This is a genomic window from Rhodopseudomonas pentothenatexigens, assembly GCF_900218015.1.
GTDB lineage: Bacteria > Pseudomonadota > Alphaproteobacteria > Rhizobiales > Xanthobacteraceae > Rhodopseudomonas > Rhodopseudomonas pentothenatexigens.
Map to the genome: position 1 here is coordinate 14,184 of NZ_UFQQ01000021.1, position 14,178 is coordinate 28,361.

Sequence of the window (14,178 nt, forward strand, 5' to 3'; positions counted from 1 at the left end):
GCTCTAGAACTTCACATTGTAGGACAGTTCCGCGGTGCGCGGCATGCCGAGGATCCACTGCGACGTGCCGCCGGAGGTCGCGTAGACGGTGTCGAACAGATTGTAGACCCGCAGCGCGAAGGTCTGCCGGCTGTCCGGCTTCCACATCATTCCGGCATTCACCACATTGTAGGCCGGCCGCACCAAGGTGTTGGCGTTGTCGGCCCAGGTGTCGCCGACGAGCTGCACGCCGGCATTGGCCGACCAGCCCGGCGCGAACGCCCAGGTCGCCCAGATGTTGCTGACCACCTGTGGCACGTTGGCCGGAACATTGCCGGCGTAGTTCACCACCTGGCCGCCGACTACCTGGGTGAAGTCGTCGTACTTCGCCCGCAGCCACGCGACGTTAGCGTCGAGCCGGATCGTCTCGGTGACCTTGAGGCCGGCCGAGGCCTCGATGCCGCGCGAGGATTGCTGGCCGATCTGCAGCGGGTTGGTGTTGGCGGGATTCTGCGGATCGCGCGCCAGCAGGTTGTTCTTGACGATCTGATACGCCGACAGCGTCCATTCGGCGCGGCCGCCGGCGAGCTGCTGCTTGATGCCGACCTCGACCTGTTTGCCGGTCGAGAGCGCGAAGTCGCGGTTGACGCCGGTCATGGTGATCAGATTGGTGACCGGATCGACCGCGGTCGCATACTGGCCGTACAGCGACAGATCCGGGATCGGATTGTACACCACGCCGACCCGCCAGCTCGGCGCCGAATAGGTCTTCTCGAAACTGTTCGCCGGAGTGAGGAAGTCGGTGCGTTCGACGGTCGGGTGATCGGAGCGGACGCCGCCGATCACCGACAGCTGATCGGTCAGGCTGAGGCGGTTCTCGGCGAACAGACCGTATTGCGTCGTCTTGGTGTGGAAGCTCGGCCGGGTCGAGCTGACCCACAGGAAGTTGCCCGGATCGAAATTGTAGGGATTGACCGACGAACTGCCGGAATAGGGCGAGTTGTTGGTGTGGGTGAAGGCGATGCGGTTGACGTCGAAGCCGGCGACGAACTGGTTGGCCAGGCCGAACAGATGGCCCTTGAAGGTGGTGTCGAAGCGATTGCCGACCTGCTCCTGGTCGTGGAAGATCTCGATATAGGAGCTGCGGTTGATGTTCCCGGTGGTCGGGCTGAAGGCGTAGCTCTCGACGTCCTTCCAGTGGCGGTGGCTGCTGAGATAATAGGTGACGTTCTTGACCGAGACGCCTTCGGCGACGTCCCACTCGGTCTTGAACTGGGTCCAGTTGTCGCGATAGCGGATGCTGGAGTCGCCCACATTGTAGTTCTTGAACCGCAGAGACTCGTCGATCCCGCCGTTCACCAGCGGCGTGCCGAAATAACGCGACGGGCTGCGGTCGGCATAATCTTCGCTCAGCGTGAAGGCGAGATTGTCGGCGGCCTGCACCCGCACCGAGCCTGACACTGCGACGTTCGACATCGTATCGCGATCGACCCAGCCGTCCGACATGTTGCCGATCGCTGCCAGCCGATAGGTCACGTTTGGATTGATCGGGCCGCCCGAGTCGACGGCGAGGCGCCGCAGCAGGTTGGTATCGAGCGAGATCTCAGCCTCGTTGCGCTGCACGTCGAGCGGCTTCTTCGAGATCACGTTGACCGCGCCGCCGATCGCGCCTTCGCCGTACATCACCGAGGCCGGGCCGCGCAGCACTTCGATGCGCTGTGCCGTCCAGGTGTCGAACGGGAACGTCATCGTGCCCGAGCCGACATACATCCGGGTGCCGTCGTACAGCGACATCACGGTGCCGTTGCCGGTGAAGCCGCGGGTGGCGAAGGACAGGCCGCCATTGCCCGGCGCCGGGCTGGCGGTGAAGCCGGTGGCGTTCTGCGTCACCGCGTCGATTACGTTGTGCTGGCCACGCTCGGCGATGGTCTCGGCGCGAATCACTTCGACGCTGGCCGGTGTCTGCAGCGGCGTCAGACCGAGCCGGCTGCCGGTCGACGACGGCGTGCCGAGGTTGAAGGTGGGGGCAGTCGCCGCACGGGTTGTGGCGGCTTCAGCCGGTGCGGGAGCGGGCGCCGCGGCGGGACGCGCGGCGGCGCGGCGCTGGCGCGACGATCCGGCATTGGCGGTCGCTCGTGGCTTGGCCGGCCGCGCGGTCTGGCCCTCGACCACGATCGGGTCGAGACCGCGCGGATTCGCCGAGGCGGTTTGGGCCAGGCCGTCGACCGGCCAGAGCAGCGGAACGAGGGCGACAGAGGACAGCAGGCGACGATTGCGCCCGAAAGGCAGAACGGCGGAAGTCATTTTCTTGGCTCGCGGCTAACGTGGCACGTCACCGCGAAACAGGTCGGCCGCAGCCTTCTCACGGCTACGGTTCGACACGCACCAGGACACCCCGCCCGATGTGCTCGCGTGTGACCACGACTGACGGCAGGTCTCCTGGCTCGCGGGTCGCTGCCATTCGCCGCCTTCCCAGGACCAGAGCCCAGTGGCGCGTGGCGAATGGCTCGCCGCTCACAGTTGCGGGGGCAGCTGCGGAATGAAGTCCGAAGACCACCACCGCATTCCCTATTGATCCCTTGCGGGAACCGTCGCTGTTCACGGTATGGGTCATAAGGCGGCTCTGTCAACGCAAGGCCGGCCATGATCGCCGTCGCGACAGCATTTGGCGGCGAAAGCATGTTGTTCGGTCCCCAATAGATGTGCAACGTTATAACGTTACATATACCCCATCAAGCAACCAAGGATGGTCGCGTGCGGCCGACCACCACCGGCGGCAGACGTCACCGGGCTCAACGACCCGACGAGATCGGCACCGCCGTCATTGTTATTTCGCGATTTCTGCGTATATTGCGTCGCAACGCGTGCTGGTGCCCGGTCCTGTTCGGCCGGGCCTGTTTTTTGCGATTTCAGATTGCGATTGCCCGGCGCGTTTCAGACATAGGCTGGCTGCGGCGCGCCCTTCGGCGCATCCCGCGGTGTGCCTGTGATCTCGCTGATCAGGCAACGCCCGCAGGACCGACAGAAGAGCCATGACCCTCCGTAACATCGCCATTATCGCCCACGTCGACCACGGCAAGACCACTCTTGTCGACAAGCTGCTGCAGCAGTCCGGCACCTATCGCGACAACCAGCGCCAGGTCGAACGGGCGATGGACTCCAACGATCTCGAACGCGAGCGCGGCATCACCATTCTGGCCAAGTGCACCTCGGTGGTCTGGGGCGACACCCACATCAACATCGTCGACACCCCCGGCCACGCCGATTTCGGCGGCGAGGTCGAGCGCATCCTGTCGATGGTCGACGGCGTGATCGTGCTGGTCGACGCCGCCGAAGGCCCGATGCCGCAGACCAAGTTCGTGGTCGGCAAGGCGCTGAAGCTCGGCCTCAAGCCGATCGTCGCGATCAACAAGGTCGACCGCTCCGACGCCCGCGTCACCGAAGTCGTCAACGAGGTGTTCGACCTGTTCGCGGCGCTCGACGCCACCGACGAGCAGCTCGACTTCCCGATCCTGTACGGCTCCGGCAAGAACGGCTGGATGTCCGACAAGCCGGACGGTGACCACAGCGAAGGCATGAAGCCGCTGTTCGAGCTGGTGCTCAAGCACGTCCATCCGCCGGTGGTGGAAGAAGGCCCGTTCCGGCTGCTCGGCACCATCCTGGAAGCCAATCCCTATCTCGGCCGCATCATCACCGGCCGGATCGCCTCCGGCACCGTCAAGCCGAACCAGGCCGTCAAGGTGCTGTCGCGCGAAGGCAAGCTGGTCGAGCAGGGCCGCATCACCAAGATCCTGGCGTTCCGCGGCCTCGAGCGCGTGCCGCTCGACGTCGCCGAAGCCGGTGACATCGTGGCGATCGCCGGCCTGACCAAGGGCACCGTCGCCGACACCTTCTGCGATCCGTCGGTCGAAGCGCCGCTGCAGGCGCAGCCGATCGATCCGCCGACCGTGTCGATGTCGTTCATCGTCAACAACTCGCCGCTCGCCGGCACCGAAGGCGACAAGGTGACGAGCCGCCTGATCCGCGATCGCCTGCTGCGCGAGGCCGAGGGCAACGTCGCGCTGCGCGTGGTCGAATCCGCCGAGAAGGACGCGATGGAAGTGTCGGGCCGCGGCGAATTGCAGCTCGCGATCCTGATCGAAACCATGCGCCGCGAAGGCTTCGAGCTGTCGGTGTCGCGGCCCCGCGTGGTGCTGACCAAGGACGACAACGGCCAGCTCCTGGAGCCGGTCGAGGAAGTCGTGATCGACGTCGACGAGGAGTTCTCCGGCGTCGTCGTGCAGAAGATGAGCGAACGCAAGGCCGAGATGATCGAGATGCGGCCCTCGGGCGGCAATCGTCTGCGTCTGGTGTTCTACGCGCCGACCCGCGGCCTGATCGGTTACCAGGGCGAACTGATGACCGACACCAAGGGCACCGCGATCATGAACCGGCTGTTCCACGACTACCTGCCGTATCGCGGCGAGATCCAGGGCCGCCGCAACGGCGTGCTGATCTCCAACGATCAGGGCGAGGCTGTCGCCTACGCGATGTTCAAGCTGGAAGATCGCGGCCCGATGATGATCGAGCCGGGCTGGAAGGTCTACAAGGGCATGATCGTCGGCGAGCACACCCGCGACAACGATCTCGAGATCAATGTCCTCAAGGGCAAGCAGCTCACCAACATCCGCACCACCTCGAAGGACGAAGCGGTGCGGCTGACGCCGCCGATCCGGATGACGCTGGAAAAGGCGCTCGCCTATATCGAGGACGACGAGCTGGTCGAAATCACCCCGAAGTCGATCCGGCTGCGCAAGCGCCTGCTCGACCCCAACGAGCGCAAGCGCGCCGAAAAGAGCAAGCAGGCGGTCGCCTGATCGCCCTGGCCACAACTGCCCATTCCCGATGCCCGGCCCTCGTGCCGGGCATCGTCGTTTCGGGGCGTCTGACATCGAACCGCCGTCAGCCCCATGGTAGGGTCGCCCATGCCGTCATCCCGTTTTCCGTCCTCGGTCGACATCGCGATCATCGGCGCCGGCGCGGCCGGGCTCGGTGCGGCGCGCACGCTGGAGACTTCCGGCCTGTCGGTGATCGTGCTGGAGGCGCGGGACCGGATCGGTGGCCGGGCCTGGACCCGAATGGTGACGCCGGAGATCGCGTTCGACGTCGGCTGCGGCTGGCTGCATTCGGCCGACGAGAACTCCTTCGCCGGCATCGCCGGGCAGCTCGGCATCGGCGTCGACAAGACCCACCCGCCGTGGAGCGAGGCGAGCTTCGGCGACGTGTTTCCCAAGCGCGAGCGCGCCGCCTTCGGCAAGGCGCTCGAGGCGTTCTACGAGCGGGTCTGGCGGGCGGCGAAGAAGAAGACCGACGTCGCGGCCGCCACCCTGCTGGAGCCGGGCAACCGCTGGAATCCGATGATCGATGCGGTCTCGACCTACGTCAACGGCGCCGAGCTCGACCGCGTCTCGGTGCACGATCTCGAAGCTTATCGCGATACCGGCATCAATTGGCGGATCCGCGAAGGCTACGGCACGCTGATTGCGGCTTATGGCGCGCCCTGCCCGGTGGTGCTCAATTGTGTGGTCGAGCTGATCGATCACGCCGAGCGGCAGATCAAGATCAACACCTCGCTCGGCACGCTCAGCGCCGGCCAGGTGATCGTCACGGTGCCGACCAATCTGATCGCCGACGAGGCGATCCGGTTTGCGCCGGCGCTGCCGGACAAGGTCGAGGCGGCGAGCCACCTGCCGCTCGGCGTCGACGACAAGGTGATGCTGAAGCTGTCCGACCCGAACGGCTTTCCGGCCGACGGCAATTTGCGCGCCGCCACCATGCGCAGCGCGATGGGCACGTATCACCTGCGGCCGTTCGGCGATGATTGTATCGAGGGCTTCTTCGGCGGCCGCTACGCGCGCGCACTGGAAGACGCCGGCGAGGGGGCGTTCGCCGCGCAGGCGATCGACGAGATCGCCGATCTGCTCGGCAACGACATCCGGCGCAAGCTGTCGCCGCTGGCGGAATCGCGCTGGGCCCACGATCCGTTCGCGCGCGGCGCTTACTCCCACGCGCTGCCCGGCTACGCCGGCGCCCGCGCCGTGCTGGCGGCGCCGGTCGACGGCCGGCTGTTCTTCGCCGGCGAGGCGACCTCGCCGCAGTTCTTCTCCACCGCCCACGGCGCGCGTGATTCGGGCGAGCGTGCAGCGCGGCAGGCGATCGATTGTCGCAGCAAGGCCGGCCTGCAAACGAACTAACTGCCCGCGGTCGCTCGGCGAACCCCACGACGGAACGTGAAAACCCGCCGAGCTGCCGGCCGGCTGTCCGATTCCGGCACAGTTCGGCCGCGGCTGGTGCAGAAAATCCACACGTTAACCGATAATTAACGATGGAGCTTGAAGCCGGCGCTGCGACTTGCTTTGATCGGCGTCATGAGCACGACCCTGATCGAGGTACGAGCGGCGAGGGCGGCGGACGCATCCGCGGTCGCGACCACTCATGACGAAGCCTGGCGTTCCGCGTATCAGGGCATCATCCCGGGCGCGGAGCTGGAAAAGCTGATCAACCGCCGCGGCCCGACCTGGTGGGACTCGGCGATCCGCAAGGGCAGCCGCATCAGCGTGCTGTGCTTCGGCGACAAGATCGCCGGCTACGCCAACTACGGCCGCAACCGCGCCCGCAGCCTGCAGTTCGAAGGCGAGATCTACGAACTCTATCTCCGTCCCGAGTTCCAGGGGCTCGGCTTCGGCCGCCGGCTGTTCACCGCCGCGCGCCGCGATCTGGCGCAGAGCGGCCTGAAGAGCATGGTGATCTGGGCGCTGTCGGACAACGAGCCGGCGACCGAATTCTATCGGGCTCTCGGCGGCCGGATGGTCGCCCGCTCGTCGGAGCGGTTCGGGCCGAAGTCGCTCGACAAGGTTGCGTTCGCCTGGAGCAACTGAGCTTTTTGCGCTGGCGAACACCGCGAGCGCAGGCTATTCGGGTGGTTCCTGAAATCAAATCAGTCTGGAGCTCTTGATGCGCATCGACGCAATCCCCGTCGGCGTGAACCCTCCCTATGACGTCAACGTCATCATCGAGGTGCCGGTCGGCGGTGAGCCGATCAAGTATGAAATGGACAAGGCTGCCGGTACTCTGGTGGTTGATCGGTTTCTCTATACCTCGATGCATTATCCGGGGAATTACGGCTTCATCCCCCACACGTTGTCGGACGACGGCGACCCCTGCGACGTGCTGGTCGCCAACACCCGCGGCATCGTGCCGGGCGCGGTGATGAGCGTGCGCCCTGTCGGCGTCCTGTACATGAGCGACGAAGCCGGCCACGACGAAAAGATCATCGCGGTGCCGTCGTCGAAGCTGACCCAGCGCTACGACCGCATCAAGACCTACTCGGATCTGCCGGAGATCACGCTGGCGCAGTTCCAGCACTTCTTCGAACACTACAAGGATCTCGAACCCGGCAAGTGGGTCAAGGTGCTGCGCTGGGGCGGCGCCGAGGAAGCCCACAAGCTGATCCTCGAAGGCCTGGAGCGAGCCAAGCAGGCCAAGGCCTAAGCGGCCGGGAAGCGCCGGCGAACAGGAGATCCGATGCGCCGGCTGCTCCGATGGATTCGTAACCTCGTCGCGATCGCCGTGCTGGCGGTCGCGGCCCTGGCCGGCGTAGTGGCCTACAACACCTTGCGGCACGGCTCGCGGCAGATCGACGTCGCCGCGGTGCCGCCGATCGCGATCGACGAGCAGGGCGCCGCACAGCGGCTGTCGCAATCGATCCGGTTTCAGACCATCTCCAACTTCCTCAATCCCGAGCAGGACGCCGAGGCGCTGCGCGGCCTGCGTGCGCATATCGAAGCCAGCTTCCCGGCGTTCCACGCCGCGGCCAAGCGCGAAATCGTCGGCGGCCACAGCCTGCTCTACACCTGGGAAGGCAGCGACCCGCAGGCCAGGCCGATCGCGCTGCTGGCGCATCAGGACGTGGTGCCGATCGCGCCGAAGACGGAAGCCGACTGGCAGCAGCCGCCGTTCAGCGGCGCGATCGAAGGCGGCTATGTCTGGGGTCGCGGCTCTTGGGACGACAAGGGCAACCTCTACGCGATGTTGGAGGCCGCCGAGCTGATGGCCAAGCAGGGCTTCCGGCCGAAACGCACGATCTATTTCGCGTTCGGTCACGACGAGGAGGTCTCCGGCCTGCGCGGCGCCGGCAAGATCGCCGAGCTGCTCGCTTCGCGCAACGTCCGGCTCGAGTTCGTGCTCGACGAGGGGCTGTTGATCACCGACGGGGTGCTGAAGGGGCTCGACAAGCCGGCGGCGCTGATCGGTGTGTCCGAGAAGGGCTACGCCACGCTGGTGCTGACCGCGCGCGGCACCCCCGGCCATTCGTCGATGCCGCCACGCGACACCGCGATCGGGATGCTGGCGGCGGCGCTGACTCACCTCGAAGACAACCGGCTACCGATGCGGATCCGCGGTTCGGTGGCCGAGATGTTCGACACGCTGGCGCCGGAGATGAGCGGCTTCAGCCGGGTGGCGCTGTCCAACCTGTGGCTGTTCCGGCCGCTGCTGCTGCGCGAATTCGCCAAGAGCGGCACCACCGCCGCGATGGTGCAGACGACGACGGCGCTGACCGTGTTCAACGCCGGCGACAAGGACAACGTGCTGCCCGGCGTTGCCGAGGCCAGCGTCAATTTCCGGCTGCTGCCGGGCGACACCCAGGCCAGCGTCACTGATCACGTCCGCAGCGTGGTCGCCAACGACAAGATTGCCGTGCAGGGGTTCGAGGGCAATTTCGATCCGCCACCGGTGACCGGTACCAGCAGCGCGTCGTATCAGGCGCTGAACCGCACCATTCGTGAGGTGTTTCCGGACGTGATCGTGGCGCCGGGGTTGATGATCGCCGCGACCGACTCGCGGCACTATGCGCAGGTCGCCGACAACATCTTCCGGTTCTCACCGGTCCGCGCCACGTCCGAAGACCTGAAGCGCTTCCACGGCACCAACGAGCGCATCAGCATCAAGAACTACGCGGACATGATCCGGTTTTACGTCCGGCTGATGCAGAGTACGGCCGGCTAGCCGGCGTACCAGAGCGTTTCATGTTTTGATAAGCCGCGCAGCAGTCATTCCGGGAGCGCGCCACCGGCGCGACCCCGGAATCCAGGGGCTGGTGCGACGAGTCCCCCTCAAACAGTTCGGGGTTCCGGGTTCACGCGCGTTGCGCGTGCCCCGGAATGACGGCCCGAAGCTATGTACCCGGCTCGATCACCCCGCAGGCGATGCGGCCGCCGGCGTTGCCGGCGGGGTCGGACTTGTAGTCGTCGGGGCCGGCGTGGATCACCAGCGCAGTCCCGCCGTCCTTGAACAGCGAATTCGGCTTGCCCTTGTCGAGCGTCACCTTGTTGTTGATCACCAGCTTCTGCAGCTTGCCGTCGGCCGGCACGGTGACGTTGTCCATATCGCCGGCGTGCTGGCCGCCGTCGGACATCTTGCCGTGCTTATGGCCTTCCGGATTGAAGTGACCGCCGGCCGAGGTGAAGGGCGGCTCGCATTTGCCGGTTTCGTGGATGTGGAAGGCGTGCTCTCCGGGCGGAACGCCGGTCAATTCCAGCGAGATCGTGACGCCGGACGAGCCTTGCGTCAGGTTAGCGTGGCCGACCTGCTTGCCGTCGGCGTTCTTCAGCGTCGCCTTGGCCATGTCGGCTGCCATTGCCACGGAGCTGACGCCGATCAGCGCGGCGGTGCACAGCAGGGCTCGCAGCATCATGATGATTCTCCTCCTTCTTGGGTTAGGAAGACTAACTCTGAACGAGTTGCGATCGACAGCGGGCGTTTGGCCGCGGATTCGCCGTGGAACTTTGCAAGGCCGTGGGAAGCGGTGCAGAGCTCCGGGCCACGCACGTCGAGATTCCGGGTTCGCTCGCTGGCGCGAGCGCCCCGGAATGACTTGAGGGACCTTGGCACACGCCAACTACATAAATTCGGGATCCCGGGTTCACGCGCGTTGCGCGTGCCCCGGAATGACGGGTGGACGAAGGGCGACTACAATCCGCTGAACGAGTTGTAGCCCTGGTCTTCCCAATAGCCGCCCTTGTAGTCGTTGGTGACTTCCATCGACACGACGTATTTCGGGTTCTTGAAACCGAGCTTGGTCGGAATCCGGATCTTCATCGGATAGCCGTAGGCGCGCGGCAGCACTTCGCCGCCGAACTTGAAGGTCATCTGGGTCTGCGGATGCAGCGCGGTCGGCATGTCGATCGGCGAGGTGTAGTCGTCGGCGCAGCGGAACCAGACGTAGTTCGCCTTGGTGTCGGCGCCGATCAGCTCGAGGAAATCGCGCAGCCGTACGCCGCTCCACTGGCCGATCGCGCTCCAGCCCTCGACGCAGACGTGACGGGTGATCTGCGACACTTCGGGAAGCTGCGTCAGCTCCTGCAGCGTCCAGCTCTTCTTGTTCTGCACCAGGCCCGATACTTCCAGCTTCCACTCGCCGGCGTCGATCGTCGGCGCTTGGTCCAGCGCGTAGTAGGCGTTGAACGGGAACGGCCGGGTGATGTCCTGCTCGCTGAAGGTCGGCGCCAGCGTGTGCGGATTGAAGATCGCCGCCTGCACCGCGTCGTTGAATTTCGAGACCTGGGCGAGCAGCCGCTCGGCACCGTCGCCGTCGACCACGTCGCAGCCGGTCAGCAGCGTCAGCGCACCGAAGCTGGCGCCGCCGGCGAGAAAGCGCCGCCGCGACACGTCGGGCATCAGCTTGGCGGCGTCGCGAGCCAGCAACTTCTTGTCGACGCCGGGGATCAGCAGTTTGTTGATGCGCAGCATGGGAAGGATCCTGGTGTCGTCAGCGTCCGATGATGATCGCCCGCAGCGCCTTCGGCACCAGGGCGGCGAGCGCGATGTGAATCACCAGGAAGCCGACGATCGCGGTCATCGCGAAGAAGTGCACGTAACGCGCGGTGTCGTAGCCGCCGAACAGCGCGGTGAGCATGTGAAATTGCACCGGCTTCCAGATCGCCAGCCCGGACGCCACCGTCACCACGCCGACCAGTAGGATGCCGGCATACAATAGCTTCTGCACCGAATTGTAGCGGCCGAGATCGTCGTGCGACAGCCGCAACCGGACCGCCTGCGACAGGTCGGAGATCACGCCAGATGGCGTGATCGGCCACAGCTTGCGGCGAAACCGGCCGGTGGCGAAGCCGAGCCCGACGTACAGCATGCCGTTGATCACCAGCACCCACATCGCCGCGAAGTGCCAGAGCAGGCCGCCGCCGAGCCAGCCGCCGAGCGTGATCGCCCGCGAGAACTGGAAGTCGAACAGCGGCGCGGCGTTGTAGATCTGCCAGCCCGACATGATCATCGCCAGCATCGCGGCCGCGTTGATCCAGTGCATCACCCGCACCCATAGCGGCTGCAGCACGGCGGCCGCACCGGTGGCGGTCTGCGGGGTAGTGTCGGTCACGGTCGTGGTGGACATCGGCCTGCATCCTCAACGGCGGTCGCACCAGAGTTTACGGGCAATGCGCCGATTTCGTTACGGCCGATTTTCGATCGCCGTGCATCCCGGCGCGATCGGGATCATCACGAAAGCGCGAGCCGGTCGCCCGGCCCGCGCCTCGCGTGCGGCGGCTTCGCCGCGGCTTCCGCTGCGCCGGGGGACATCGTGCGCAGCGGAGGGTGATCCGAAGGTTACGACGGCATCAGCACGGTATCGATCACATGGATGACGCCGTTGGACTGGTTGACGTTCGGGATCGTCACGGTGGAGCTGCCACCCTTGGCGTCGATCAGCATCACCTGGTCGCCCATCCGTTTCACCGTCAGGGTCTCGCCTTCGACGGTCTTGAGCTTCTTGCCGTCGGTCAGATCGGCGGCTTCGAGCTTGCCGGGTACCACGTGGTAGGTGAGGATCTTGGTGAGCTGCGCCTTGTTTTCCGGCTTGACCAGGGTGTCGACGGTGCCGGCCGGCAGCTTGCCGAACGCGGTGTTGGTCGGGGCGAACACGGTGAACGGGCCCTTGCCGTCCAGTGTCTTGACCAGGCCGGCGGCCTTCACGGCGGCGACCAGCGTGGTGTGATCCTTGGAGTTGGCGGCGTTCTCGACGATGGTCTTCGACGGATACATCGGTGCGCCGCCGACCATCACGGTGTCGCCGGAGCTTTTCATCATCTTGCCGGATTCGGCGGAGGCCGGGACGCTCACGGTGGCGGCGAGCGCCAGAGCGCTGAAGGCGGCGGCGGTCAGCAGAGCAGTTCGCTTCGTCATGGTTCGTCTCCCGAGTGATGGCAGCCCGCGCATGCTGCGGGCGAGCGTGAATGACGCTGGCGTGCACCTTGAAGAGGGGCTCGGCGCCTCGTCGACGCCAGCTACGGGAGGTTTTCAGCGCCGTTTCAGCAATTCTTTTTTGTCGCAGGCTGAAACCGATCGCGGTTCTGTTCGTTCCGGCGCGCTCGCCTGCGGTTCTGTCGTTGCGTGGATCGGAGCGTTCTTGCTATCCAACGGCGCCCTCCCGCCACTGTGACGCGCCCGGAACCCGCCATGAACGCCAATCTGTTCGCCCGCCTGTTCGACAAGCTCGACGACCCGCAGAAGCTCGCCATCGAGACCGCGGCCGGCGACAAGATCAGCTATGCCGAGCTGGTGGCGCGCGCGGGGCGCGTCGCCAATGTGCTGGCCGCGCGCGGGCTCGAGGTCGGCGACCGGGTTGCGGCGCAGACCGAGAAGTCGGTCGAGGCGCTGGTGCTGTATCTCGCCACGGTGCGGGCCGGCGGCGTGTATCTGCCGCTCAACACCGCCTATACGCTGCACGAACTCGATTACTTCATCACCGACGCCGAACCGAAGATCGTGGTGTGCGATCCGTCGAAGCGAGACGGCATCGCAGCGATCGCCGCCAAGGTCGGCGCGACGGTCGAAACGCTCGGGCCGGACGGCCAGGGCTCGCTCACCGACTCGGCCGCGCAGGCGAGCGAGGATTTCGCCACCGTCGCGCGCGGCGACGACGATCTCGCGGCGATCCTCTACACCTCGGGCACCACCGGCCGCTCCAAGGGCGCGATGCTCAGCCACGACAATCTGGCGTCCAACTCGCTGACGCTGGTCGACTATTGGCGCTTCACGCCGGACGATGTGCTGATCCACGCGCTGCCGATCTATCACACCCATGGATTGTTCGTGGCCAGCAACGTCACGTTGTTCGCGCGCGGATCGATGATCTTCCTGCCGAAGTTCGATCCCGACAGGATCCTCGATTTGATGGCACGCGCCACCGTGCTGATGGGCGTGCCGACGTTCTACACCCGGCTGCTGCAGAGCCCGCGGCTGACCAAAGAGGCGACCGGCCATATGCGGCTGTTTATCTCCGGCTCGGCGCCGTTGCTCGCCGATACGCATCGCGAATGGGCGGCGAAGACCGGCCACGCCGTGCTCGAGCGCTACGGCATGACCGAGACCAACATGAACACCTCGAACCCGTATGACGGCGACCGCGTCCCCGGTGCGGTCGGTCCGGCGCTGCCGGGCGTTTCGGCGCGCGTGACCGATCCGGAAACCGGCAAGGAGCTGCCGCGCGGCGAGATCGGCATGATCGAGGTGAAGGGCCCGAACGTGTTCAAGGGCTACTGGCGGATGCCGGAAAAGACCAAATCCGAGTTTCGTGACGACGGCTTCTTCATCACCGGCGACCTCGGCAAGATCGACGAGCGCGGCTACGTCCACATCCTCGGCCGCGGCAAGGATCTGGTGATCACCGGCGGCTTCAACGTCTATCCGAAGGAAATCGAGAGCGAGATCGACGCGATGCCGGGCGTGGTCGAATCCGCGGTGATCGGCGTGCCGCACGCCGATTTCGGCGAAGGCGTCACCGCCGTGGTGGTGCGCGACAAGGGCGCCAGCATCGACGAGGCGCAGGTTCTGAAAGGCCTCGACGGTCAGCTCGCCAAGTTCAAGATGCCGAAGAAGGTGCTGTTCGTCGACGACCTGCCGCGCAACACCATGGGCAAGGTCCAGAAGAACGTGCTGCGCGAGACCTACAAGGACATTTATAAGTAACAACCAGCACCGTCATTCCGGGGCGCGCGCAGCGCGAACCCGGAATCTCGACGTTGTTGTGCACCCGATTCGTTTCCATCACCTCGAGATTCCGGGCTCGCTCGCTGGCGCGAGCGCCCCGGAATGACGGGGGGCGGACACTGGTTAATATTAGTTGGGCCTTGAAGACGCGAGGCGCTGTTC

Annotated in this window: 11 protein-coding genes and 1 riboswitch; of the genes, 6 read left to right on the forward strand and 5 right to left on the reverse strand. The window is 65.6% G+C overall.

Annotated features, from left to right (window positions below):
* Positions 1–3: 3 nt before the first annotated feature.
* Complete coding sequence (locus tag DWA33_RS18255; RefSeq protein ID WP_114359944.1) at positions 4–2,283, reverse strand: TonB-dependent receptor; 2,280 nt, start codon at positions 2,281–2,283, stop codon at positions 4–6.
* Positions 2,284–2,391: 108 nt separating this feature from the next.
* A riboswitch (cobalamin riboswitch) is annotated at positions 2,392–2,587 on the reverse strand.
* Positions 2,588–3,011: 424 nt separating this feature from the next.
* Between DWA33_RS18255 and typA the strand changes: the two genes are divergently transcribed.
* The 5 genes from typA to DWA33_RS18280 all read left to right on the forward strand — a co-directional run bounded on the left by typA (position 3,012) and on the right by DWA33_RS18280 (position 9,024).
* Complete coding sequence (gene typA / locus DWA33_RS18260; protein WP_114359946.1) at positions 3,012–4,835, forward strand: translational GTPase TypA; 1,824 nt, start codon at positions 3,012–3,014, stop codon at positions 4,833–4,835.
* Between the two features lie 108 nt (positions 4,836–4,943).
* Positions 4,944–6,212 (forward strand): flavin monoamine oxidase family protein, encoded by a 1,269-nt coding sequence (locus DWA33_RS18265; protein WP_114359948.1) that lies wholly within the window; start codon positions 4,944–4,946, stop codon positions 6,210–6,212.
* Positions 6,213–6,386: 174 nt separating this feature from the next.
* Positions 6,387–6,896 (forward strand): GNAT family N-acetyltransferase, encoded by a 510-nt coding sequence (locus DWA33_RS18270; RefSeq protein ID WP_114360013.1) that lies wholly within the window; start codon positions 6,387–6,389, stop codon positions 6,894–6,896.
* A gap of 76 nt (positions 6,897–6,972) precedes the next feature.
* The gene (gene ppa / locus DWA33_RS18275) at positions 6,973–7,509 is read left to right on the forward strand and encodes an inorganic diphosphatase (protein WP_114359950.1); all 537 of its coding nucleotides are present in this window, start codon (positions 6,973–6,975) and stop codon (positions 7,507–7,509) included.
* A gap of 33 nt (positions 7,510–7,542) precedes the next feature.
* Positions 7,543–9,024, forward strand: a complete 1,482-nt coding sequence (locus DWA33_RS18280; protein ID WP_114359952.1) for a M20 family peptidase — start codon at positions 7,543–7,545, stop codon at positions 9,022–9,024.
* A gap of 169 nt (positions 9,025–9,193) precedes the next feature.
* Here the strand turns inward: DWA33_RS18280 and DWA33_RS18285 are convergent, their stop codons facing one another.
* The 4 genes from DWA33_RS18285 to DWA33_RS18300 form a co-directional block, all read right to left on the reverse strand.
* Positions 9,194–9,712, reverse strand: coding sequence for a superoxide dismutase family protein (locus tag DWA33_RS18285; protein WP_114359954.1), 519 nt, complete (start codon positions 9,710–9,712; stop codon positions 9,194–9,196).
* Between the two features lie 275 nt (positions 9,713–9,987).
* Positions 9,988–10,767 (reverse strand): molybdopterin-dependent oxidoreductase, encoded by a 780-nt coding sequence (locus DWA33_RS18290; RefSeq protein ID WP_114359955.1) that lies wholly within the window; start codon positions 10,765–10,767, stop codon positions 9,988–9,990.
* A 19-nt stretch (positions 10,768–10,786) separates the two neighbouring features.
* Positions 10,787–11,422 (reverse strand): cytochrome b/b6 domain-containing protein, encoded by a 636-nt coding sequence (locus tag DWA33_RS18295; RefSeq protein WP_114359956.1) that lies wholly within the window; start codon positions 11,420–11,422, stop codon positions 10,787–10,789.
* A 212-nt stretch (positions 11,423–11,634) separates the two neighbouring features.
* Entirely contained in the window at positions 11,635–12,210 is a 576-nt protein-coding gene (locus DWA33_RS18300; protein ID WP_114359957.1) for a fasciclin domain-containing protein, read from the reverse strand.
* Between the two features lie 273 nt (positions 12,211–12,483).
* Here DWA33_RS18300 and DWA33_RS18305 point away from each other — a divergent pair, with 273 nt between their 5' ends.
* Positions 12,484–13,995, forward strand: a complete 1,512-nt coding sequence (locus tag DWA33_RS18305) for a malonate--CoA ligase (protein ID WP_114359958.1) — start codon at positions 12,484–12,486, stop codon at positions 13,993–13,995.
* The last annotated feature ends 183 nt before the right edge of the window (positions 13,996–14,178 follow it).